Raw genomic sequence first — 24,278 nt, 5'->3', positions numbered from 1 at the left:
AGTAGATTTGAGTTTATTGAATCTATTATAATACAAAAGAAAAAATCCTTACGTTTTGTAAGGATCTTTCATTAATGAACAAAAGTATTAGGGAGCAACGATTTTTTCAATCTCTGCTAAGATTTGATCGTTTTGAATATGCGCTCTATAAAAATCATAGACAGGGGCGAGTTGTTCCTTAAAGCGCTGTCTCTCTTGTGGACTCATTGTATACACATCAAAATCATCTAGCTGTTTCAGTTTTTCCATATCTTGTTCATTCATCAGCGCAGCCTGCTCAAATTGCCAATCGGTTGTTTCCTTCATAGCATCCAACAACTGATGCTGAATTTTGACAGGTAGAGAATTCCAAAAGGTTTCATTCATTAACACAGCATAGCCCAAAATACCATGTTGGGTGATCGACATATGTTTTTGTACTTTGTAAAAACCCTTTGAATAGATATTAGAAGCGGTATTTTCTTGTGCATCTATCGCATGTTTCTCTAAATCTGAAAAAACCTCACTAAAAGAAATGGGTATAGGTGTTGCTTTGACCACTTCAAATTGCTTTTCTAATGTTTTACTTGGCATCGTACGCACGCGTAAGCCCTGTAAATCTTCAAATGTATGAATAGGGTGATCGACAGAGGTTAGATGCTTAAACCCATTGTACCAAAAGCCAAGTCCTTTAATATGGATTTGCTCTAGCTCATTGACTAATTGTTCACCAATAGAACCCGTTAGAACTTCCTTTACTTCCTCGTTTGTATTAAATAGATAGGGTAAATCAAGCACCTGCCAATTAGGAACATAGGCTGTCATCTTCGAAAAAGTAGGGATGATCATTTCTACGTCACCCTTTTGCAATGCCTGAAATTCATTTTCATCATTAAATAAAGAGGAGTTGGAGTAGACATGTACTTTGACTTTCCCGTGTGTTTTTTCTTCTACTAGCTCAGCAAATTTATTGGCAGCTTGTCCTTTAGGCGTATTTTCAGCGACGACATGACTTAAATGAATCGTTATCTGTGTGTCTAAGCCCTTTTGCTCATCATCATAGGGTAATGGCTTGGCGAATAGTAATCCTTGCTGAACACTGATAGAGACGATTAATACAAACACAGTTATAATCGTTCCAATAATAAATTTTTTCATTGAATACACCCAATTTATTCGTATTTTCTGATGTTTTTGTTATTCTAACATATGGAGTAAGCTAAAATATAGTAGGAGGGAGGCGGTCATATGAAATTTCACAAGTTATCCATGCAGAGAAAAATTATGTCTCTGACTTTTTTTATTCTGATGCTTTCCTTTAGTATTGGTGGTACTTTTTTGTTAGGTTTTGTCATGAATGAGCAAAAGACCAAACTAAGTGATCAGGCATTTCTTGTAGCAAAAACCGTCTCACAGCTCCCTGAAATCAAAACATATATTGCGAGTGAAAATCGCGCTGAGGCTATACAGCATATTAACCCTGTCGTAGAAGAAATCCGTGATATCAATGGGGCAAAATATATTGTTGTTCTTGATATGCAACGACGGAAATATTCTCATCCTAATAGTCAGGAACTTGGTCGAATATCACATTCTGGAGATTTAAACGCTGCTTTTTCAGAGCATTACTATACCTCGATTGCACGTGGGGAACATGGTAATATGGTTCGTGCGTTTGTCCCAATTATGAACCATGAAGGACGACAAATAGGTGTCACAGTAGTGGGGTACAGTGTTCTTACAGTAGTGGAGTTACTGCAATCAATGCAAACCGAACTAATGATTACTGTTCTATTATCGTTGATTTTTAGTGCATGGGGAGCACGAACATTGGGGCTGCATATGAAAAAGCAAATGTTTGGGTTAGAGCCGCATGAAATTGCCAAAATGTATGTAGAACGTACAGAAACGTTTAATGCCATGCATGAAGGTATCATTGCTATCGATAATGATTTGACCATTACGATTTTTAATGAAAAAGCCTGTGATATCTTAGGGGTCAATGAAAACCCCTCTACATTGATAGGACAGAAAATCTTTCATGTCCTGCCAGATACACGACTTCCTGAAATTTTAGAGCTGGATCAGCCGTTATTTAATCGTGAGCTGTATATTAATAATCATAGTATTATGAGTAATCGAATTCCGATACAGGTTAATGGCGAAACTGTTGGGGCAGTGGCCATGTTTAAGGACCGTACGGAAGTGAAAAAACTTGCCGAAGAATTAACAGGAGTGAGGGCATTTGTCCAAGCCCTTCGCGTGCAAACACATGAGCATAAAAATAAACTGCATACAATAGCAGGTCTTTTACAGCTAGGTCATCATGACCAGGCACTTTCTTACTTAACACAGGTGAAGGAAGAGCATGATGAAATCACTAACTTTTTAAATGAACGAATAAAAAATGAAAATATATCTGGACTACTGCTCAGTAAAATTTCCTATGCGAAAGAACAAGGAATTCGGCTGGAAATTGATCGTGAAAGCCGACTAACATCCTTTCCACCTAATTTGGATCATCATGATTTCGTCATTCTCTTTGGTAATTTAATAGAAAATGCATTTGATGCATTAAAGGATGTACAGGGTGAGGAGAAAGTGATTCATGTTTCTGTGGATGAAGATGATGATGTACTAGCTATTTTAGTAACCGATAACGGTGTTGGCATGACGGAAGAGGTCAAGCAGCACATTTTTGACAATGGTTATTCTACAAAAGAGAAAAACTACCGTGGAATAGGGTTATTTTTAATAAAAGAAATCGTCGAAAAAGGACAGGGTGATATTGAAGTCATCAGTGAGCCAAACAAAGGCACAAGTTTTTTAATCACCTTTTATTATGCATAATGGGATGGAGGGCTAGCAGTGGCACAGATCAAGGTATTATTAATTGAGGATGATCCAATGGTACGAGAGGTAAATCGTCAATTTATTGAAAAGGTAGAACATTTTCAAGTGATTGGACAGGCACCTAATGGCTTAGAAGGCATTACACAAATTCGTCATCTTGAGCCTGATTTAGTTTTTATGGATATTTTTATGCCAGAGCAAGATGGTATTACAAGCTTACGCAAAATACGTGAGCTGGATATACCAGTAGATGTCATTACCGTAACGGCTGCAAATGACATGGAGACAGTGAAACAAGTACTACATCTAGGTGTTTTTGATTATATAATGAAGCCATTTTCTTTTGAACGTGTCAAAGGGACACTTGACAATTATTTACGCTTTAAAAAGCAAACACAAACAGAACATGAGCTCACACAAGGAGAATTGGATCAGTTATTTCATTATCGTGATGGACAAACCATTTTGGAACAATCCGTTCCATTGAAATCTGAGAAAAATCTCCCAAAAGGTTTTAATCGTACCACACTTGAAAAGGTTGTGCACTTTTTACAATCGGTAGATGGAGCATCAGCAGAAGAAGTAGCGAGTGGAGTAGGTATTGCCCGCGTAACAGCCAGAAGATATTTAGATTATTTAGAGAAACAAGAGGAAATCACAATGGATGTCCATTACGGTGGGATTGGTCGTCCGATAAACTATTATTTTAGTAAATAAAGAAAATCCTGATTGTCATGATGGCAACCAGGATTTTTTTGCTATTCATTAATAGGGCAGGATTTTATCAACAGGTGTTGGTGTCTTAATCTTTGGCAGAATTTTATTAAGTGTCACTGTACGCTTGATCTCGTGTGTAGATGGATCATTTTCATCAAATTGATCAAGGAAGTTAATAACCTCTTTTACAATTGGTGTTGGCGTAGAAGCACCCGCTGTTACTGCTACAATGTTGATCCCTTTTAACCATTCTACTTTTAGCTCTGAAACATCTGCAATTCGATAGGATGGTGTTCCTGCAATTTCTACAGAAACTTGTGTTAAACGGTTCGAGTTATTCGATTTAGGATCACCTACAACAATAAGTAAATCCGCTTCACCTGCTTGCTGAGCAACAGCCTCTTGACGGACTTGTGTAGCTAAACAAATCTCTTTGTGTACCTCAATATGTGGAAATTTTTCCTTTAAACTATCCATTAAATGGGCGACATCCCATTGGCTCATTGTCGTTTGATTTGTGACAAGTAATTTATCATTTGTTAATTGTAAAGCATCAATATCATTAGAAGACTGTACTAAATGGACATGCTCCGGGGCAACGCCAATAGCACCCTCTGGTTCGGGATGTCCTTTTTTACCAATATAAATAATGTCATAGCCTTCTGCAGATTTTTCACGAATTAAATCGTGGGTAACTGTTACATCAGGACATGTAGCATCAATGGACACTAAGCCTTTTCGCTTCGCAATCTCACGAATTTCCGGTGAAACACCATGTGCTGTAAAAATGACAGTACCTGTTTCAACTTGTTCAATAATTTCTAGGCGGTTCTCACCATCTAACGTGATGATACCATCCTCTTCAAACGCATCTGTGACATGTTTATTATGCACAATCATCCCTAAGATGTAGATAGGTCTTGGTAATGTTTTATCAAGTGCGGCGTTACGAGCGATCACCATCGCATCCACAACACCGTAGCAATAGCCACGTGGATTAATTTTTAATACTTGCATGGTGGTTGTGACTCCTTTCAAGCTTACCTATCTACATTATAACGGACAGGGACTGTGAATACAAAGAAACGTTCATTTACATAGGTGGTTGGAAAATACGTGGTTTGGATGGAAGTGGCTCGGGAGGCGTAAATGATGCACTTTGCCTGGATGACCGTCTACTTCCAGCAGCTTTACTGTCGCTTCCTGCTGCTTCAGCTGCTCCACCGCCAGAGGAAGGAAGTCCTTGGAATCCTTTATACAATTTTAAGAGTGATGGAATATTTTTCACCATCGGCATAGCTTGTTGGATATAAGGGGTATAGGTTTTGGCTGTATTGAATAAACTGTTGGCTTGCTGTAAAAATGAACCGACTTTCGAAGCTTCTTGCACAGGTGGAATCGGCATTTGCCCTCCAAATGAACCTATTCCATTAGCCATTGGAAAGCCGCCTGGAATTCGTGGTTGACCAGGGAAGCCTCCAGGCGGGAAAAAGGACTGTGGCGACATCTGTGGAGGTGTTTGCATGGGCATGGGCATTCTCATGCCACCCGGGTACATTGGGTATGGATAAGGTGGTCGAAATACCATAATGATCTCCTTTCTACTTGTTTTTCATTGATGACATACCTGACTATAGCTATGATATGCAAAGGCTAATGGGAGGGTTCAATATAGATCAACAATAACCCACGATCCATATGTGGAAATGCACAGAAGTGACCTACTACTTTTTGCTTGTGAGCGTATTATATGTAGATAAAAAAATTGTGCCACAAGTTTACCTTGGAACGCCGAACGACAAAAAACGCCGAGCAACTACTCGACGTTTTTCTTTATCTTGATTCAGCAGAAAACGCCACCTCTATCGGTGGTGAGATGACTGCATAAATTGTTCTCTTTGATTCAGTCGGTGTCCAAATACCGACTGAATCAAGATAAAAGCTCCAGCGGATGTCACAGATTTTGAAGAGGAGCTTTTCGAGCAAGCCCGAAAAAAATCTGGACGCAATTACGCTGAGGCGTAATTGATGCTAGATTATGCTTGAGAATTGACAAGAATTTTAATATGATTACGTTCCTTCATTAAAGCTTCAAAGCCTTCTGTTACTACTTCATCAAGAGCAATTCGTTTTGTAACAAGCTTGTCTGCAGGGAAGTAACCTTGTGTCATAAGCTCCATTACTGCTGGGAAAATATCGCGGTAGGCAATAATTCCTTTGACTGTACGCTCTGATAGAACAATGTTGTTCGGCTGGATAGCAGCTGTAGACTCCCAAATCGACACGATGATTGTTTCGCCTTCAAAAGTTGTTGAGTCAATAGCTTGTTGTAATACTACAGGAACGCCTGTTACTTCAAAGGCAACATCTACGCCACCATTTGTTAATTCATGTAGACGCGCAACGGCATCTTCATCTTTAGGGTTAATGACAGCTGTTGCACCTAGTTCTAAAGCTTTTGCGGCACGCTCTGCCGAAAGCTCTACAGCATAGATTTCTGCAGCGCCTGCTGCACGTAATGCTTCGATAACAAGAAGTCCGATAGGTCCTGTTCCAAAGACAGCAGCTTTGTCACCGGCTTTTAATTTACTTTGACGCACGGCATGTAAAGCGACTGCTGCTGGTTCTACAAGTGCCCCTTGCTCATAAGAAAGACCTTCTGGCATTTTGTGAACTAATTTTTCCTCTACCATTGTATATTCGGAGAATCCTCCGCCGCCGCCTGAAAGACCGTGGAAACCTAAATGCTTACAAATATTATATTTACCTTTTTTACAGGCAGCACATTCGCCACATGCAAGGATTGGTTCTACTACTACTGGATCTCCTATTTTAACAGATGTTACACCATCGCCAATTTCAACTACTTCTCCTGAGAATTCATGTCCCATCACAATGGGCGCGATGTCTTTACTTACATAGTGAGGTTGCTCCACTGGAATAAAGATTGGCCCAGCTGCGTATTCATGTAAATCACTGCCACAAATCCCTGTCCAATGTACTTTAATTTTTACTTTTCCAGGTGCGATGACTGGTTCTTCAATGTTTTCTACACGGATGTCTTTTGCTTTATACCATCTTGCTGCTTTCATAATCTATCAACCTCCTATAATGTCTTACAGCCCTATCATAACATGTGGAGAATCTGCTAATCATTAGTTCCCTATAAATTGACATAAAAATTACATATTACAAGCGTTTTCGAACATTGTTGCAGCGCTTTTTTGATTGCATATTCTGCGTATTTCAAGTACCTTTGATAAGGGCTTTGTTACGGTGATAATAAAACATTAAAATTATGTTTATGCTAGTAAGAAATAGGACGTAAATATACCTTAAAGTTCGAATCATGGTACAATGAAAAAGATGTTAGGAGGAACGAATGATGTCAAAATATACTGATTATAATTTTCAGCCATTTTTGCAGGACGCCATTGCAAATCTTGGCTTTACAGAACCGACACCAATTCAAAAAGAAATTATTCCGCTTTTATTAAAAGGGAAGAGTGCTATTGGACAGGCACATACAGGAACAGGGAAAACACATAGTTTTTTAATTCCGATTGTTCAACGTATTGATGCAGAAAAACAGGAAGTACAGGCCGTTATTACTTCTCCTACACGAGAGTTAGCACAACAAATTTTTGATGCATTAAATCAACTAATAGAAGGAACTGCTATTCAAGCAAAACTATTTATTGGGGGTACGGACAAACAACGCTCCATTGATAAATTAAAAACACAGCCACAAATTGTTGTTGGAACACCAGGACGTATTCGTGACCTTGTTTCAGCACAAGCGTTATTTGTGCATACAGCACCAATTTTAGTTGTTGATGAAGCGGATCTAGCTTTTGATATGGGCTTTATTGAAGAGATTGATGGATTTGCTTCTCAGATGCCAGAAAAGCTTGAAATGTATGTTTTTTCTGCAACAATTCCGGAAAAACTTCAGCCGTTTTTAAAGAAATATATGGAAGCGCCAGTGCACGTCCATATGAATGATAAACGACCAGTGGCAGAAGGGATCGATTTTGTCCTTGTGCCAGTGCGCTCAAAATCGCGTAACAAACGTCTACTAGAAGTTATTGAAGGCATTAATCCGTTTTTAGCTGTTATTTTTACCAATACACGTAAAACAGCAGAACACGTTGCTGGTTACTTAAATGAACATGGTATCCGTTGTGGCCAAATCCACGGTGATTTAAGTCCACGTGATCGCAAAAAGATGATGAAGCAAATACGTGATCTTGACTACCAATACATTGTAGCGACTGATTTAGCTGCTCGTGGTATCGATATTCAAGGAATTTCTCATGTAATTAACTACGAAATCCCAGAGGACTTAGAATTCTTTATTCACCGTGTTGGTCGTACAGCTCGTGCAGGCAATAAAGGGACAGCCATTACTTTATTTGAGCCATCAGATGAGGATGCAGTCGTTCGCGTAGAAAAAATGGGCATTCCTTTTGTACAAAAAGATGTCAAAGATGGCGAATGGTCAGAGTTAAAAGAGCGTCATGCTCGTAAAAATCGTGTGAAGCAAGAGAATGAAATTGATGTGAAAGCAAAAGCATTGGTGCGTAAGCCTAAAAAGGTGAAACCTGGCTATAAACGTAATATGAAGTGGGAAATGGAAAAAGTTAAAAAACGTGAACGTCGCTTAAAAGCACGAGGTAAAAAATAAGGAGGCTTTTACATGTTACTTGGCTCACATGTTTCGATGAGTGGGAAAGAAATGCTACTTGGCTCTAGTAAAGAGGCTCTATCATACGGAGCCAATACATTTATGATTTATACAGGAGCACCGCAAAATACGCGTCGTAAAGCCATTGCTGACTTAAACATCATGAATGGCCTCCTGCATATGAAAGAGCATGGTATGACCAATATTGTTGTCCATGCACCTTATATTATTAATATTGGCAATACAGAAAAACCAGAAACATTCCGTCTCGGCGTAGATTTTCTACAATCAGAAATTGAACGTACTGCCGCACTGGAAGCAACGCAAATTGTTTTACACCCTGGGGCCCATGTAGGTGCAGGTGCTGATGCTGGCATTGCTAAAATTATTGAAGGTTTAAATGAGGTATTATCTCAAGACTATCCCGTTCAAATTGCATTAGAGACCATGGCAGGGAAGGGGACAGAATGTGGGCGTTCCTTTGAAGAGCTTGCTAAAATTATTGACGGTGTAACAAATAATGAACGTCTTTCTGTATGCTTTGATACTTGTCACACACATGATGCTGGCTATAATATTGTAGAAGATTTTGATGGTGTATTAAACGAATTTGATAAAATAATCGGTGTGGAACGCATTAAAGTATTGCATATTAATGACTCCAAAAATGTGCGAGGCGCAGGTAAAGATCGCCACGAAAATATTGGCTTTGGTCATATTGGCTTTGATGCCCTCAACTATGTAGTACATCATCCGCAATTAATGGATGTTCCCAAAATTTTAGAAACGCCATTTGTTCCTCTCAATAGTGATGCCAAATCTAAGGTAGCTCCGTATAAAGTGGAAATCGATATGTTACGAAACGGTACATTTAAGCCTGAGCTTATTGAAGCGTTAAAAGGCTAACATTAAATAACCCGAAATCAGGCTGTGATTCTGATTTCGGGCTTTTTTTATTTTGTAAACAAGGCGATGAGTTGACGAGAGCGCTTTCTTCCTAAAACCGCCTCCACTTCAACAAGAATATCTTTAGGAATACCTAAAAATAGCCAAGAAAATGAGAATTGCTCCAAATAAGGTCGAAGTTTTTTTACTTCAGAAGTCGTAATGTTAAAGCCTTCTTCACGAGCAATCGCGACAATTTCCTTATCCGTGCTTTGTGCTAATTGCTGTAAAAATTGAATACTCAAAGTCAATCCTCCTTTATCCCATTTTATTTTCATGAAATCATATACACACTTACATTTAGCCTATTCGAAAAAAGCATCCATCTTCTTTTCTTTACAAAAACTGCACTTTCCTTTATACTTACAATTTGTAAATCGTAATGATTTTGAATTAGAAAGAAGCGATCATGCATGAAAACAACACTTATTGACATTGAAAATGTGTCATTTCAATATGACTATACGCAAGTTCTAAAAAACATTTCTTTTCGTGTAGAAGAGGGTGATTTTTTAGCGCTTCTCGGTCCGAATGGTTCGGGAAAATCAACATTATTAAAAATTATTTTAGGTTTATTAAAACCTTTATCTGGAGAAATAAAATTATTTGGCGAACCAAGTGCAAATTTTAAGCACCGTGAATGGATTGGCTATGTGTCGCAAAAATCCAATGCCTTTAATTCTGGGTTCCCAGCAACCGTGCAAGAGGTCGTGAAAAGTGGATTAACGAAAAAATTAGGGCTTTTTAAAAGACCTGGCCGAGATGCCAAAGGGAAAGTTCAAGAAGCTTTAAAGGCAGTTGGCATGGATGCTTTTATGAATCGTAACATTGGAGAACTATCTGGTGGACAACAACAACGTGTTTTTATTGCAAGAGCTCTAGTCAGTGATCCCAAACTGCTCATTTTAGATGAGCCAACGGTCGGCATTGATCACGAGAATGTGCAGTCATTTTATGATATGCTGGCGAAATTGAATCGGGAACAAGGAATTACCATGATTCTTGTCACACACGATGTTGATACGGTATCAAATCGCATTAGCCATGTGGCATGTTTGAATCAAACCATTCACTTCCATGGCTATAAAAATGAATTTGATAATATTTCTCAGGATGCGCTAGACGCTTGGTATGGCCATTCCGTGAGAAAGATTCATTAGAAGGAGTAGGCACGATGATTGAAGCAATTTTACACTATGAATTTTTACAAAATGCCTTTTTCTCTGGATTATTAATTGGCATACTTGCTCCATTGCTGGGTGTGTTTATTGTTGTACGTAGACTATCCTTGATTGCGGATGCATTGTCGCATGTAACACTCGCAGGAATCGCTGGGAGCTTATACATCAGTCAATCAGTAACAGCATTAGCAATGCTCAATCCTATTTATCTAGGAATACTAGCTTCTGTTAGTGGCTCTATTTTAATTGAGCGTCTAAGACGTTTGTATAAGCACTATGAGGAGCTTGCCATTCCAATCATTATGTCAGGTGGTATTGGGATTAGTGCTATCTTTATCTCACTTGCCAGTGGCTTTAGTACAGATTTAATGAGCTATTTATTTGGCTCAGTATCTGCTGTGTCTCGCCAAGATTTATGGGTAGTGATCGGAATAGCTGCTATTGTTATTGTCTTTTTGTTTTTATTTTTTAAAGAATTATTTGTTTTGTCTTTTGATGAGGAATATGCAAAAGCTAGCGGACTTCCGGCTCGTTGGGTTCATCTTTTATTTATGATTGTGACAGCACTTGTCATTGCGGCAAGCATGCGCATAGTAGGTATTTTACTAGTATCATCGTTGATGACGTTACCTGTCGCAGCTGCAATGCGCTTGGCAAAGGGCTTTAAGCAAACCATTTTTTATGCTATTGTTTTTGGAGAAACAGCTGTATTAATTGGACTAATTAGTGCATTTTATTTGGATTTAGCGCCAGGAGGCACGATTGTTGTCACTTCTATTTTGATTTTGTTACTTGTAATCCTAGGAAAGAAGGTAGCATTTAAAATGGCTGCAAAGCAGGGGGAGGTAGCGCAATGAATATTTCAAGAGCGTGGGAAATATTAAAGGAAAATGGCTATAAAAAAACAGATAAACGGGAGTTAATATTAGATATGTTTGCAGCAACAGATAAATATCTAACAGCTCGTGATTTATTGGATGTTTTAAAAAAAGATTTTCCGGGAATGAGTTTTGATACCATTTATCGTAACCTTGCTACTTTTGTGAAACTTGGGATATTAGATGAAACAGAGCTATCAGGGGAACGTAATTTCCGTATGCACTGTGAATCTGCGCATCATCACCATCATTTTATCTGTATGGATTGTGGCAACGTCAAAGAGCTTAATCTTTGTCCAATGGAAATGTTAGGTGAAAAATTGCCTGACTATGAAATTGAAAATCATAAGTTTGAAATATATGGGAAATGCCCAGATTGTAAGCATGAAACTCTGTCACATTAAATGTTGACAGAGTTTTTTTCTATGTAAGAAGAGGGTGCCTGTATAGGGCTACCCTCTAAATTGATTAAGCTACTGCCACTCGGCGAATCGCAACAATTTTATTGCAATCTACGATTAAAGGAGAAGCAGCTGCTGCACCTGGCTCAAGGAAGTATGCACAGCAAGTTCGTGGATCGAAGGAGATGAAAGTCACACCTAAGAAGCTAATACCTCCAGATAAGAAGATATCTAGTGTAGTAGCAAGCTCTAATTTTCTTAATTGTTGACAAATACAACTTCTACAGTTGCTGCTCATTCTTGGTGTACATTTTTCCTCTTTTTGACAAGGACATTTCTCAACTTTACGTTGACAGCATTTTTCCTCTTTTTTAGGACATTTACAGCCTTGCCAATTCATATGTGACATATATCGTTTATCTTCCATTGTCTAGACCTCCCTTCCTCTAGTTTCGTAAGGGTAACCCTTACAGTAATAATCTATGTTTGGTGCATAGCTAGAGGCTGGCGATATGTCCGATAGGCAGCTTAAAAATCTATATATTTCTCAAAAACTTTGGCATTGTGTAAAGCCCTAAGTTGAAATATTGCTATAAACATCTACACAAGTTAATTTTATGGGGATAGATTTGCTTGTTTCCCTCTACAAATGAGAAAAACGACGAGTCTCTACAGAAATGTAAGGACTCGTCGTTCAAAGATAAGTTTATTGATGTTTTTGTTGGAAATCTACCATGAAATCTCGTAAAGCTTCACAAGCCTCCAGTGGCACTGCATTATAAGTGGAAGCACGACAGCCACCTACAGAACGGTGTCCATTTAGCCCGATAAAACCTGCTGCCTTTGCCTCTACAAGGAATTGCTTTTCAAGCTCCTCATCTGCAACACGGAATGTAATATTCATTAAAGAACGGCTTTCAGGTGTCGCATGGCCTTTGTAGAAACCATTGCTATTGTCAATGGCATCATAAATCACTTTTGCCTTTAATTCATTATGTTTTTCAATTTCTGCTACGCCGCCTTTAGCTTCTACCCATTTTAACACCTCGCCTAGCATATAGATCCCAAATGTCGGTGGTGTATTATAAAGAGAATTACTATCGGCATGTGTTGTATACTTTAGCATCGTTGGGATGTTTTTATTCGCTTTTTCAAGTAAATCTTTGCGAATAATCACGACCGTTACACCTGAAGGGCCAAGGTTTTTTTGAGCACCAGCATAGATGATTCCGAACTTTTCAATATCCACTGGCTTAGACAGAATATCACTTGACATATCCGCTACTAGTGGAACATTTCCTGTGTTAGGGAAGTTTTTCCATTGTGTACCGTATATCGTGTTATTGGAAGTAATGTGAACATAAGCATCATCTTCATTGAATTGAATAGCTTCTAATGCAGGAATATTGCGGTATTGGTTTTCTTTTGTGCTTGCAGCTTCAACAGGTGTTCCAAACAATTTAGCTTCCTTAAAAGCTTTCTCAGACCATGAGCCTGATAATACATAGCTAGCCTTTTGCTCAGTGTTTAAGAAGTTCATAGGCACCATTGTAAACTGAAGGCTTGCTCCACCCTGTAAGAATAGTACCTCATAGTTTTCTGGAATAGCGTAAAGCTTTTTTAATAAAGTAATAGCTTCGTTATGTACATCGTCGAAAATGGCACTACGGTGACTCATTTCCATAATAGACATACCTGAATCACGGAAGTTTACTAATTGTTGTTGAGCATTCTCTAATACTTCTTGTGGTAGAGCAGATGGACCTGCGTTGAAATTGTATGCACGTTGTGTCAAAGTGGTACACTCCTTGTTTGGTTAATAACAGAACTTTACTGGATTATACCCTAATTTTCAAGAGAAAAAATAAAATTCTTAATATTTGAGCAGAATGGCGACAGGCTCGCAACAAAATGTACACATTTAAGCAAGTATTTTGTGTTAAACACGAACGAATAGAGGCTTATTTTTAAACAAAAGTTATATTTTTCGTATATTGAATATATTTTTAGAGTTTGATATTAACAATGTTCGTGTTTTTGTTTACAGATGATTCTGTTTGATAAAGTGTGAAAGAACATGATAAATCAATCTATTATTAGAGAAAATCCTTATTACTTTACGATAGGTAAGCAAATTTTTGTATAATATTATAAAGAGAAGAAAAAGAGGTGTTTAGGATGTTTACAGTAGAGAAAGCTTGTTTAGTAGTTGTAGATGTGCAAGGAAAGTTAGCAACAATTGTGGATGACAGTGAAACGATAATTGATAATGTGGCAAAGCTAGTACAAGCGATGCAAGCACTAGAAGTACCTATTTTATGGCTAGAACAGAATCCAAGTCGTTTAGGCGGAACGGCACTTGATATTGCCCAGCATTTACAAGGGCAACCTATTGCCAAAATGGCCTTTAGTGCGTGCCAAGAAGAGGCATTTGTAGAGGCGATGAAGGAAAATGGACGTTCTCAATTTATTGTCACAGGTATCGAAACACATATTTGTGTGTACCAAACGGCTAGACAACTGAAAGAACAAGGATTTGAAGTCGAGGTTGTTGTTGATGCCGTATCTTCTCGAACAAAGGCAAATAAAGAAATTGGGCTTGCAAAGATGAATGCCCTTGGTATTTATCCAACAAGCACCGAAATGATCTTATATGAGCTACTACAACGTGCAGATCATGAACATTTTAAAACCATTTTGAAGCTTGTTAAGTGACGTGGAGTTAAAATTGAAACAATAGGTCTGTGTCCTTCATACACTGTAATAACAATTTTTGCTTTCGATAGAAATGTATAAAAATATAATAATTTTATATATAAAACAGGAGATGTTTGATGGGTATATAGACCTTTTTCAAACATCTTTTTTTATTAAATCTGTATAAATTATGACATTACTCATATAAAAACTTAGCCATTCTAATTGTTGTATACTATAATAAAAAACCGGAATTCATTATAGGGAGATAACTATTAATGAGGATGATGACGATGATAAAAAATATTAAATGGTTACTGTTAATAGTTAGTGTAGTTTTTCTTTCGATTAGTTGTACAGGTAAAGAAGTAAATGGACAAAAAGATCCTCTTTCATCAACGGAACAATTTGTTATTCAAGATTTACTAAATGATAAAGGATTATTATGCACAGATTTAACAAACCAAAAAGATCTATTTTTATCAGAGTCAGTAGGGTTATGGTTGGCGTATTTACTAGAAAAAGATGATCAAGCCCGTTTTAATGAACAAATAAATGTTATGAAATCATACTTTTTAACAAATGATTTTATTGTCTGGCGAATCGAGGGGACTAGAAAGGCTTCTGTTAATGCATTGATTGATGATTTGCGAATCATTCGTGTTTTACTGTCAGCCGGTGAAAAATGGCATGATTCAACTTACTTACAATTGGGTAAAAAAATAGGAGAGAACTTGGTTCAGCATGGAATGAATAAAGAATTATTTGTCGATTTTGTTGATGTTGACAGCCATGACAAAGCCAATACGTTAACGATTAGCTATATTATGCCTTCAGCTTTTTATGAGATGGAAAAAAACGGTCTCTTATCCCAACAACAAGTCCAACAGCAGTTAGCTATTATACAAAATGCGCCACAAGCTAATGCAGGGTTTTTTCCAAAATATTATGATATTTCTGCTGAAAAGTATGTGTTTGACGAAGAATTACACATGATTGATCAGTTGTACACAGCTTATCATCTGGCTTCTATAGATGGGGACACAGCAGCATTCAAAGACTGGCTATTAAACCTTCTGAAAAGAGACAATCAATTATATGGTCGTTATAATCCTCAAACGAATCAACCAACTGTTGACTATGAATCACCAGCTGTTTATGCCATGGCAGCGAGATACATGCTTGCATTAGACGAACAGCAAATAGCACAGCAGTTTATTGAGAAAATGGAAACCTTAAAGGACCCTACAACAGGTTATGTTGATAAAAAAACAAGGGCAACGCATAGTTTTGATAATTTACTACCACTATTAGCAGAAAGGGAGGTAGAAAATGCGTACAACAATGACTAGAAATAGAGCTATTTTTGTCTATGGAACCATCCTTATTTTACTCTTACAAATACCTACTTATTTTTTACTGCGTCAGGATGCTGAAGGCTTGCTATTATACGTTCTTTTATTGCTATTAATTGTTCTTACACTTTGGAGAGGGATCGTATTTGGACTTATAAGTAGCTTAGTATTAATTTTTATTACAGGTTCAACGTTGCTTTATACAGGAATATCAGGATCTTTGACATTTCTAAATCCAGCCTTCTCCATGCAGCTGTTTTTCCTCTATGGCATTATGTTATTGCTACTTATTCTTTGTGCCGGTAGGGTGCATGAATTAATGAAGGATCAGGAAAACTATTTAAAGAAACTGCAAGAAGACGTAAGGAATTATGTAGCGATTGATGTTGAAACGGGTTTTGATAATGAAACACGTATGTATATCAGTGTCAATGAGGAGATGCGAAGAGCGGATCGACAGAAACAAACCTTTGTTTTTATGGTGTTAAAAATTGAGAATTATCGAAAGTTCCAACAGCTTTACGGGGCAAAAGAAATACAACATTTATGGCAACAACTTTCACAAAGGATACAGCAAACTGTCAGACTAACAGATAAAAAATTTCGTTTTCGTGAAGATCATATCGGGTTGCTACTAATCGATACGACTGACAAATATATGGAAGTCATCTATGACAAATTGGACCAAGCTTTGAAAAATCATCAATTGTTAAATGGTAAATGGGTAACCATTAGTTATAAAACAAGCTATTTCACCTATCAGCCACTGCAAGAATCCACGTTTGATGAATTATTAAAAGATCTGGAAAGAGAGATGAAAACAAGTGCGCTCTAACTATCAATTATGGTTCGCCATGGGATTGCTTTGTTTTTATACTTTCATCAATAATGAAATCGCATATGCAGTAGAAGCAGACAAGGACGTGGCATTGATTTATGTCACGAGCAACCAGCAGCCAAATGATGATGTATTCGCTTTGCAAGAGATGCTGCAAACATCTACGTCCGTAGATGTTGTTTATATAGAGGATGTCAATGAACGCAATCTACAACAGTATAAACGCATTGTAATTTTGAACTCCTACCAAACAAAAATCCCTCAAAATGCACTATCTGCATTGAATCAATTTCAAGGACCTGTATTGCTGATTGGTGAGAATGCACTTCAATTCGCAACTTTTTCCAAGTGGCAGGAAGGACCTGTAGTGGAGCTTCGAGCTATAGGAGAAGAAAGTTTAAACAACCCTGTTCGATGGAAAAGTATACAACCTTCTGCAGATTCGGAAATAGTAAAGTATGCTTCTTCTTTGAATCAGTCCTATCCTTTTATCGTCACAAAGGACAATTGGTCATTTATTGGGGATTTCATCAATCAGGATTTTTTGCACTATCAATGGCCAGCCATAATAGGTGAATTATTACATTTATCCAAGCCGCAGATACATCCTGCCTTTATCGTTTTAACAGATATCAATATGAAAACAGAGGTACAGAAATTAAAAGAAGTGGTGATGGAATTTTCTGAAAAAAGAATCCCGGTAGCTCTTGAAGTCACACCGATTTTGCAGGATGAATATGAAAAAAAAACCTATCAATTGCACGATAACAAAAAATTATTAAGTTATTTACAAAAATTGCAAAAGGAAGGGTATCCATTCGTCCTTTCTTCGTCTACTGCTAGTCAAACTGAAAAAAATCTCGATTATTTAGTGCTTCGTAAAATCTATCCAACAATAATTAGTGGCAGTAGCTCTTTTTTTCAAGGTAGTATTCAACAAGGAAATCAACAGCTCTATCTATCGCAAAACGACAGTCACACCATATATCCGATGACAGTAGGAGCTATTGCCAATACGGACAATAATCCTTTGTATCCTGTTAAACAGAAAATAGAGCTGTTATTAAAAGTTCCGAGTTCTATCATTGGTATTCAATACCCTGCCTATTTTAATGCTTCCTATGTTCAAGATCTTGCCACTTATTTAAGTGAACATCCACAAATTGAACTACTTAATTTCCGACAAACAAAGCAACGAGTCACATCAGAAAATGTTTCGATTGTGCAACATGAAAATGGCGAACAAACGATTCAATTATCGTTTACAAAAATAGAACGTTTGAAGATTTTATTTGATGAACGACCATTTGAATTGATTTTATGGGCGCTTGTCTTGATTGTTTCGCTGTTTGTTACATTATTTTTTATAAGTACCTTGCGTTTACGGATTACCTTACGTAAGAGATTATTTGAGGAGAGGAAAACAAATGGCTAATACATTATTTTTTATTTCTCTTTTCCTCATTTGGATCATGCTGCTCTACCATATGTTTTTAATGGAGGGTGGTTATTTACACTTTCGGACATTTGAAAAGCCCATTGATGACTGGGCTAAAAAAATGGACAAAGTTCCCTCTGTTAGTGTCTTTATTCCTGCGCACAATGAAGCGCTCGTTATTGAACAGACACTACGGGCCATGTCACGACTTTATTATCCGAAAGATCAACTCGAGGTGATCGTCATTAATGATAATTCCTCGGATGAAACAGGAGCTATTGCAGCGCGATACGCAGAGAAATTCCCATTTATTCGTGTCATTGAAACGGTAGAGCCAAACAAAGGGAAAGGTAAATCCTCTGCCTTAAATTCTGCCCTAGCTGATTCAACTGGGGATATTGTAGTGGTTTATGATGCTGATAATACACCTGAACGGATGGCCGTTTGGTATTTAGTGATGGGGCTCATGAATGATCCGAAAGCGGCTGCCACTGTTGGGAAATTTCGCGTTATTAATGCGGCAGAAACATGGTTAACGCGTTTTATCAATATAGAAACGATTTGTTTCCAATGGATGGCTCAAGGCGGGCGTTGGAAGTGGTTTAAGGTGGCAACTATACCTGGCACCAATTTCGCAATCCGACGGACGGTTTTGGAGCAATTAGGTGGATGGGATGTGAAAGCATTAGCTGAAGATACGGAGCTGACCATCCGTGTTTATAATTTAGGCTACCATATTCGTTTTTTCCCAAAAGCCATTACGTGGGAGCAAGAACCAGAAACGTTAAAAGTATGGTGGAAGCAGCGCACAAGATGGGCAAGGGGCAATCAATATGTCGTGCTGAAGTTTTTAAGTCAATTTTTCACCCTAAAAAGAAAAAGTATAATATTTGATTTATTTTATTTCTTCTTTACGTATTTTTTATTTTTCTTTGGTGTCATTTTATCCAATGCCCTGTTTATTATTAATTTATTTTATGATATTGGATTGACCGTTGGCGACATTGCCCTTGTTTTATGGGTTTTAGCCTTTTTACTATTTTTAGGTGAAGTGATGATTACCTTAAGTATTGAAAAAACAGAAATGAATCGAAAAAATTTCTTCTATGTCATACTTATGTATTTTACCTATTCACAAATGTGGATTGTACTAGTCGTTTGGTCATTACTATTAGAAATAAAGCGCATGTTTACAGGCCAAGAAGTTCAGTGGTATAAGACAGAGCGTTTTTCCAAGCAATCAGATAAAGGAGCAAAATAATGAGAACCAAATTTTTCTATTTATGTTTATTCTGTATTGGTTTTTTATGTTTTGCTAATGATGCAGTTGCAGCTACCATTACCGTAGATGACAACACCATTGCAATTGAAGGCAATCAACAGCAGAAAAAGCCATTATTAGCACAGCCAATTGAATTACAGGGACCTTCCTCTTCCAGAGATTTTTATTACAATCTAAACGAGGATGTAGCATTCAATAACCAGCACGTTACTTTTCAAATCCAGCATTCTGAGCTACTTATAGCGCCATCCTCCTTCACGGTGAAAGTGGATGATGTAGCCATTAAAACAATCCCATTGAAAGCAGATTTATTAAAACAGACTGTTACCGTCAATCTTCCAAAAGAAGCACTGCTAAAGGGTTCTCATAAAATTTCAGCTAGTTTTTATGGCATTCTTAAAGAAGGGATTTGTGTACCACCTGGCAACGCGGGAAATTGGCTACGTATTGAAATAGGATCGTCTATTTCAGCATTTAGCGAGGAGAGCAATGTTTGGTCATTAAATAGCTATCCTGCTGCATTTTTAGGCTATGAGGGATATGCAACGACGGTTATTGTACCAAAGCAAGCCTCTGAAGCCACATTAAACAGCGGGTATCAGCTTGCAGCCTTTTTATCCGAACATGGTGACACAGATGTACAGATTGAGCGTGAAGATGCTATTAATAAGATAACAGGTCCCATCATCATCGTAGGGGCAAAAAATGAATTTAGTACAAGCCTATTGAAAAAGATGTTAGAAAATATAAGTGTTGAGAAAGATGTCATTACACTTACGATGCAGGAACTAGTGAATACAGACTCTCATCGAAAAGTACCTCTTTTAGCCGTAACCTCTTCAAATGGACAAGTGATTCAGGAACGACTATCTTTTTTAACCGAAGCAAGATTATTCGAGCAATTAATCGGTGATACATTAGCGATTCAAGATATTCCTAAAATAGAGGATTCATCTGATACAACGATTTCATTTAAGCAATTTGGCTTTGAGGATCGACTTTTATCCAGCCAGGCGACAATGACACCTCATTACTATGTGTCCTTGCCACAGTTAGAGGCAAATAAAGAAGCTTTCATGCGTTTGATAGTCAAAAAATCAGCAACTATACCGGGTAGCAAAGAGGATGAGGATCGAAAATTAGAATTGATCGCGTATATCAATAATGTGCCACATGCAGTAGATTTACGAAAATTAGAACAAACAACAACAGATATGTATGAGGCCCTTATACCGATTCAAACCAATGTGCTCAACAAACTATCAATGACCGATATCCAATTTGAAGTAACGGGCTTCCAACTAGAAGATCCATGCGAAACAACCAATGAACGCTATTGGATTTACATTGATAGTGACAGTACATTATCGATTACAAAGGACACTTCTGAACCGACATTTACATTACGTGATTTTCCTAATGCTTTTCATGAAAATACGTTAATCGTTATACCTGATAATGGGGAAATGGACGATACAACAATGGTATCGCTTTATAAATCGCTAATGACGAATGGCAATATGGCGCAAATTTCGCTGATGAAGGATAAGAATGTAACAGAGGAAGCTTTACAAAAGCATGCAGTGATTTTTATGGGCGAAATGGAACAGCTCACATGGCTTTCCAAACAAGCCACAAAAATTCCTCATACATCTGAGCAGCTTCTCACACAAGGGTTTTTACCTGAGGCAATTGGTCAATATGTGTTTATAACAAAAAATTTCTGGCAGCTTAACGAGCCTTTATTATGGATTCATTCAGTAGAACATGCTTCTGTAAAAGGTGACTTTTATGCTCACTTAAAAGAGACAGATTCACAGACAGACGCTGCGATTGAAACAAAAGAAGGACAATTTGTCGTGGCAGTGGAGCAAAAAGCTGATAGTGGTGATGTGAAGGTAGATAAAAAAGGTGAAATATCCTATATTTTAATTGCAGAATTTCTTGGGCTCATCCTTGTCATCGCAGTAATATTGTATATCATCCTTCGTAAACGAAAGAAAAATCAATTGAAACAATAAAAGCAAAGTCGCGATTGTGCGACTTTGCTTTTTTACGCAGGCATGTCCGTTGGTGTTGGTTTTGCATAGCCTTCTTTATATGTGTCATCAATGAACTGACGAATCTCTTTTAAGCTCTTGCCTTCTTTATGCAGTTGTGCTGACTGGACAGCAATCTCTAAGCAAACTAAACAACGTGTCCCATGATCATCCCAGACGATAGAACCATCCTCACGTTTTTCCTGAATAAAGCAGTTTAAATTACTTTGATGGCCAGCAGATTCTCCACAGCCGCAATAGCATGGCATCCATTCGAGAATTTCTGTCGATTGTCCAGCGATTTGATAGACTAAGCGAATATTTTCTTGTTTGTCCTCTAAAAAGGTCGGTAGGACGTCAGCAGAAGCGGTTACTTCTTGGATATCACCCGAAGCCTCCGCATGGCTATGTCCTTCATGTGAGGCGTCATTTGCCTCAGGAGTGGTATCAGCACTGTTTTTATTTTCTCCACAAGCACTTAATAACAGTAACGCCAATACAACAAAAATAGAAATCGATTTCTTCAAAAATAGCGCCTCCTACATGTTTACAATGCTTCCATTATAACATCGTTTTCATAAACATTTACAGGCAGCCTCGTTGAAAATCAATGAAATATATCTAATCCACGTGTTTTGTTCATGAAATGTTCCATTTTCTCGCTCAATAATTTTTTTAGGAAAAAGCCGAACAGGATAAAAGTGAACCAGAAACCTGCTAGGAAAAGAAGGTCCATCCAGACTGTTGACCAGATAATTCCTCCAACAGCTTCACGCATCATTTCAATCGCATACGTAAAAGGTAAGAACGGGTTGATTATTTGGAAAAACCTTGGCAGTAACTCAACTGGATAGGTTCCACCAGAGCCAGCAATTTGTAACACGAGCATCACAATAGCTAATGCTTTCCCTACATTGCCGAAGACGGATACGAGTGTATAGACAACCGTTACAAATACGAGACTAATGAAAAGTCCAAATAAGATAAAGTAGGTAGGTGCTTGAATGGAGCCATCTACTAAGAAAATATCTCCGATAGTAATAATAAGGGTTTGAATAAACGAAAAAGTTGCAAATGTTAAGAGTCGCCCAAAGTAAATTTCTCGAATACTGTAAGGTGTATCTCCATGAAGATTCACAGATAATAATGAAATTAACAGTAAACAGCCTACCCAAATAGATAGTACTGTGTAAAACGGTGTCATGGCTGTTCCATAGTTCGCAATAGGGAATACGCGATGTTCCTTTAGTTTAATGGGTTCCTCAAAGAAGTCACGTTCAGCATTGACATCATTTTTAAGTAATTGCACAATCTCTGCTATATCCGCTTCCTCTTCTAACGTTCGTAGCTTATTCGCTAATTCTTTGATTTTAGAACTTAAAGTCGGAAATTCTGTTTGTATTTTTTGAATAGCGTTATTCGCTGTTCCTAGCGTGTTTTTGGCCTGTGTCAATTTATCTGTTGCCTGAGGTATGAATTGCTTTACATCTGTCAGCATGGCAGAAGCATTGATTAAAGTTTGTTTCGCACTGGTTAGGGTGGATCGAATTTGTGGCTCTAGCCTTTCGTTATAGTAGGATAAGAATTTCTGTAAATTGGCCGTTGCATTTTGTGCGATTTGTTGAATAGCTGTAATATCCTGCTGGATGACATCTTGATCAATTGGTTTTAATTGATTGATTTTATTTAGTATATCGTCATGTAATTTCTGCAATTGCTGTAATGCGGTAAGCGCATTTGACGTTGAATCAATGAAGCTTGGAGGATTTTCCAAAGCTTCGCGAATGGCTGTAAGCTGTTCGATGATTGGTTGATTCGCTTCCGCATTACTTTCCTGCAAAGAGCCGATAATGGTTGTTAAGGAGTCCTCTAATTGCTTACGAGTCGAAGCATCTGCCTGAATTAATTTTTGCAGTGCCTCAAGCGTTTGAATACTATTGGTTATATTGTCTTTGGATGTTGCCAATTGATTTTTAAGTGCCTCTTTCGTTTGCGTGATTGAGGTAGGATCAAGGCTTATACTATTGAGCTGATTGATGATATCTGTAAAATGTTGGGCGATATTTTGGACAGTTGCGACATCTTTTTTGATGACGGGAGATAGTTCATTAAACAAAGCATCTGCTTCATTCACTAAATGTAAACCCTTTTGAATGGTAGTTAAACCATCTGTTGTTAGTTGTTCCACCTGTGGAACTTGTGTCAGCGCCTGATTAAGTAATTGATTTGCCTCTTTTCCTTGAGTAGAGGCTTGAGTTAAAAATGAATTAATATCAGGTAAATGCTGTTCGATAGTAAAAACATAATTTTCGAATTTGCGGAAATCAGGAATGTCACGTTCCATTTCAATTCCAATTGTATTAAAAATAGAAAAAAGTGTCCCATTGACGGTGGATACAAATTCATTCGAAACCTGCTGTGTAAGTACGCTCGCTCCTTTACTTGTGATTTTAGGGGCAATAGGATTCTTTTTTTCATTTACATAATAATCAATATGGGCCTTCGTTGGTTGGTCGGTTAGAATGGAGGTTAGTTTTTGGGAAAAATCATTTGGAATGACAATGACAGCAAAGTAATCACCATTTTTTAAATGTTCCTTGGCTTTTTTCTCCGTTTCGAGCGCCCAAGTAAAGCTTTTATTGGTACGTAAAGTCTCGATAACCTCATTCCCGACATTGATTGCTTCATCTCTTACAGTGGTTCCCGTATCTTCATTGACAATCGCGATCTTCATATTAGATGTGTGGGCGTATGGGTCCATGGAGGCATAAATATTTAGCCAAGCATAAAGAGAAGGAAGGAAAATTAGTCCACCGATAATGACAGCTACGACCCAGTTTGTGACAATATTACGGATATCTTTTGAATAAATTTGAAAAACATGCTGGAACGAGTTTTTCATCTAATCACCCCACATTCAAATTTTGCATGAACTCTCATTATGTATGTTCCCAAATATACTTAAAATTATGTTATAAATGTGAAATA

At 37.7% G+C, this 24,278-nt stretch carries 22 protein-coding genes; 13 read left to right on the top strand and 9 right to left on the bottom strand.

The features are described 5' to 3' along the window. Positions 1 to 87: 87 nt before the first annotated feature. Positions 88 to 1,137, bottom strand: a complete 1,050-nt coding sequence (locus MHB40_RS16620) for a TRAP transporter substrate-binding protein (RefSeq protein WP_342441000.1) — start codon at positions 1,135 to 1,137, stop codon at positions 88 to 90. A 90-nt stretch (positions 1,138 to 1,227) separates the two neighbouring features. Here MHB40_RS16620 and MHB40_RS16615 point away from each other — a divergent pair, with 90 nt between their 5' ends. Both MHB40_RS16615 and MHB40_RS16610 read left to right on the top strand, forming a co-directional pair. After that, entirely contained in the window at positions 1,228 to 2,829 is a 1,602-nt protein-coding gene (locus MHB40_RS16615) for a sensor histidine kinase (RefSeq protein WP_342532984.1), read from the top strand. Positions 2,830 to 2,847: 18 nt separating this feature from the next. Then, entirely contained in the window at positions 2,848 to 3,549 is a 702-nt protein-coding gene (locus tag MHB40_RS16610) for a response regulator (RefSeq protein ID WP_342440998.1), read from the top strand. 48 nt (positions 3,550 to 3,597) lie between these two features. On the opposite strand, the gene MHB40_RS16605 is transcribed toward MHB40_RS16610, so the two are convergent. From MHB40_RS16605 to MHB40_RS16595, 3 genes are all read right to left on the bottom strand, one after another. Further along, positions 3,598 to 4,566, bottom strand: a complete 969-nt coding sequence (locus MHB40_RS16605; RefSeq protein WP_342440997.1) for a 4-hydroxy-3-methylbut-2-enyl diphosphate reductase — start codon at positions 4,564 to 4,566, stop codon at positions 3,598 to 3,600. A gap of 76 nt (positions 4,567 to 4,642) precedes the next feature. Further along, a complete protein-coding gene (gene vrrA, locus MHB40_RS16600) occupies positions 4,643 to 5,137 on the bottom strand; it encodes a VrrA/YqfQ family protein (RefSeq protein WP_342440996.1) in 495 nt (164 codons plus the stop codon). Between the two features lie 448 nt (positions 5,138 to 5,585). Continuing rightward, on the bottom strand, positions 5,586 to 6,641 hold the full coding sequence (locus MHB40_RS16595) for a 2,3-butanediol dehydrogenase (RefSeq protein WP_342440995.1): 1,056 nt from the start codon (positions 6,639 to 6,641) through the stop codon (positions 5,586 to 5,588). A gap of 293 nt (positions 6,642 to 6,934) precedes the next feature. Here MHB40_RS16595 and MHB40_RS16590 point away from each other — a divergent pair, with 293 nt between their 5' ends. Together MHB40_RS16590 and MHB40_RS16585 are read left to right on the top strand one after the other, a co-directional pair. Beyond that, positions 6,935 to 8,236 carry a DEAD/DEAH box helicase gene (locus MHB40_RS16590; RefSeq protein ID WP_342443756.1) on the top strand — a complete coding sequence of 434 codons (1,302 nt, stop codon included), beginning with the start codon at positions 6,935 to 6,937 and terminating at the stop codon, positions 8,234 to 8,236. Positions 8,237 to 8,248: 12 nt separating this feature from the next. Continuing rightward, positions 8,249 to 9,142 carry a deoxyribonuclease IV gene (locus MHB40_RS16585; protein WP_205444413.1) on the top strand — a complete coding sequence of 298 codons (894 nt, stop codon included), beginning with the start codon at positions 8,249 to 8,251 and terminating at the stop codon, positions 9,140 to 9,142. A gap of 47 nt (positions 9,143 to 9,189) precedes the next feature. Here MHB40_RS16585 and MHB40_RS16580 read toward each other — a convergent pair whose 3' ends face one another. Continuing rightward, positions 9,190 to 9,426 (bottom strand): Nif11 family protein, encoded by a 237-nt coding sequence (locus tag MHB40_RS16580; protein WP_155591608.1) that lies wholly within the window; start codon positions 9,424 to 9,426, stop codon positions 9,190 to 9,192. 168 nt (positions 9,427 to 9,594) lie between these two features. Here MHB40_RS16580 and MHB40_RS16575 point away from each other — a divergent pair, with 168 nt between their 5' ends. The 3 genes from MHB40_RS16575 to MHB40_RS16565 are packed head-to-tail and all read left to right on the top strand — an operon-like array spanning position 9,595 to position 11,644. After that, a complete protein-coding gene (locus MHB40_RS16575; protein ID WP_205444412.1) occupies positions 9,595 to 10,341 on the top strand; it encodes an ABC transporter ATP-binding protein in 747 nt (248 codons plus the stop codon). A 14-nt stretch (positions 10,342 to 10,355) separates the two neighbouring features. Next, positions 10,356 to 11,219: a metal ABC transporter permease gene (locus tag MHB40_RS16570; protein WP_205444411.1), complete on the top strand. Its 864-nt coding sequence runs from the start codon at positions 10,356 to 10,358 to the stop codon at positions 11,217 to 11,219. Next, on the top strand, positions 11,216 to 11,644 hold the full coding sequence (locus MHB40_RS16565) for a Fur family transcriptional regulator (protein WP_342440994.1): 429 nt from the start codon (positions 11,216 to 11,218) through the stop codon (positions 11,642 to 11,644). Before MHB40_RS16570 ends, MHB40_RS16565 begins: the two co-directional genes overlap by 4 nt. Positions 11,645 to 11,708: 64 nt before the next feature. Here the strand turns inward: MHB40_RS16565 and MHB40_RS16560 are convergent, their stop codons facing one another. Together MHB40_RS16560 and serC are read right to left on the bottom strand one after the other, a co-directional pair. Continuing rightward, positions 11,709 to 12,068, bottom strand: coding sequence for a hypothetical protein (locus tag MHB40_RS16560; protein WP_205444410.1), 360 nt, complete (start codon positions 12,066 to 12,068; stop codon positions 11,709 to 11,711). A 279-nt stretch (positions 12,069 to 12,347) separates the two neighbouring features. Continuing rightward, the gene (serC, locus tag MHB40_RS16555; RefSeq protein ID WP_342440993.1) at positions 12,348 to 13,436 is read right to left on the bottom strand and encodes a 3-phosphoserine/phosphohydroxythreonine transaminase; all 1,089 of its coding nucleotides are present in this window, start codon (positions 13,434 to 13,436) and stop codon (positions 12,348 to 12,350) included. Between the two features lie 383 nt (positions 13,437 to 13,819). Between serC and MHB40_RS16550 the strand changes: the two genes are divergently transcribed. The 6 genes from MHB40_RS16550 (at position 13,820) to MHB40_RS16525 (ending at position 21,272) form a co-directional block, all read left to right on the top strand. Continuing rightward, positions 13,820 to 14,356: a hydrolase gene (locus tag MHB40_RS16550; RefSeq protein WP_342440992.1), complete on the top strand. Its 537-nt coding sequence runs from the start codon at positions 13,820 to 13,822 to the stop codon at positions 14,354 to 14,356. Positions 14,357 to 14,631: 275 nt separating this feature from the next. After that, on the top strand, positions 14,632 to 15,690 hold the full coding sequence (locus MHB40_RS16545) for a hypothetical protein (RefSeq protein ID WP_342532983.1): 1,059 nt from the start codon (positions 14,632 to 14,634) through the stop codon (positions 15,688 to 15,690). Then, the gene (locus tag MHB40_RS16540) at positions 15,671 to 16,528 is read left to right on the top strand and encodes a diguanylate cyclase (RefSeq protein ID WP_342532981.1); all 858 of its coding nucleotides are present in this window, start codon (positions 15,671 to 15,673) and stop codon (positions 16,526 to 16,528) included. The genes MHB40_RS16545 and MHB40_RS16540 overlap by 20 nt, the downstream gene beginning before the upstream one ends. After that, positions 16,518 to 17,966: a DUF2334 domain-containing protein gene (locus MHB40_RS16535; RefSeq protein WP_342532980.1), complete on the top strand. Its 1,449-nt coding sequence runs from the start codon at positions 16,518 to 16,520 to the stop codon at positions 17,964 to 17,966. Before MHB40_RS16540 ends, MHB40_RS16535 begins: the two co-directional genes overlap by 11 nt. Further along, positions 17,959 to 19,230 carry a glycosyltransferase gene (locus MHB40_RS16530; RefSeq protein ID WP_342532979.1) on the top strand — a complete coding sequence of 424 codons (1,272 nt, stop codon included), beginning with the start codon at positions 17,959 to 17,961 and terminating at the stop codon, positions 19,228 to 19,230. Before MHB40_RS16535 ends, MHB40_RS16530 begins: the two co-directional genes overlap by 8 nt. Further along, positions 19,230 to 21,272, top strand: a complete 2,043-nt coding sequence (locus MHB40_RS16525; RefSeq protein ID WP_342440987.1) for a cellulose biosynthesis cyclic di-GMP-binding regulatory protein BcsB — start codon at positions 19,230 to 19,232, stop codon at positions 21,270 to 21,272. The genes MHB40_RS16530 and MHB40_RS16525 overlap by 1 nt, the downstream gene beginning before the upstream one ends. Positions 21,273 to 21,304: 32 nt before the next feature. On the opposite strand, the gene MHB40_RS16520 is transcribed toward MHB40_RS16525, so the two are convergent. Together MHB40_RS16520 and MHB40_RS16515 are read right to left on the bottom strand one after the other, a co-directional pair. After that, the gene (locus tag MHB40_RS16520) at positions 21,305 to 21,817 is read right to left on the bottom strand and encodes a PCYCGC motif-containing (lipo)protein (protein WP_342440986.1); all 513 of its coding nucleotides are present in this window, start codon (positions 21,815 to 21,817) and stop codon (positions 21,305 to 21,307) included. Between the two features lie 80 nt (positions 21,818 to 21,897). Then, positions 21,898 to 24,192 (bottom strand): YhgE/Pip domain-containing protein, encoded by a 2,295-nt coding sequence (locus MHB40_RS16515; RefSeq protein WP_342532978.1) that lies wholly within the window; start codon positions 24,190 to 24,192, stop codon positions 21,898 to 21,900. Positions 24,193 to 24,278: the final 86 nt, after the last annotated feature.

Source organism: Lysinibacillus sp. FSL K6-0057 (genome assembly GCF_038630885.1).
In the GTDB taxonomy this organism is placed as follows: domain Bacteria; phylum Bacillota; class Bacilli; order Bacillales_A; family Planococcaceae; genus Lysinibacillus; species Lysinibacillus fusiformis_F.
Note: the sequence above shows the minus strand (reverse complement) of the source record. Positions and strands in the feature narration are given on the sequence as shown.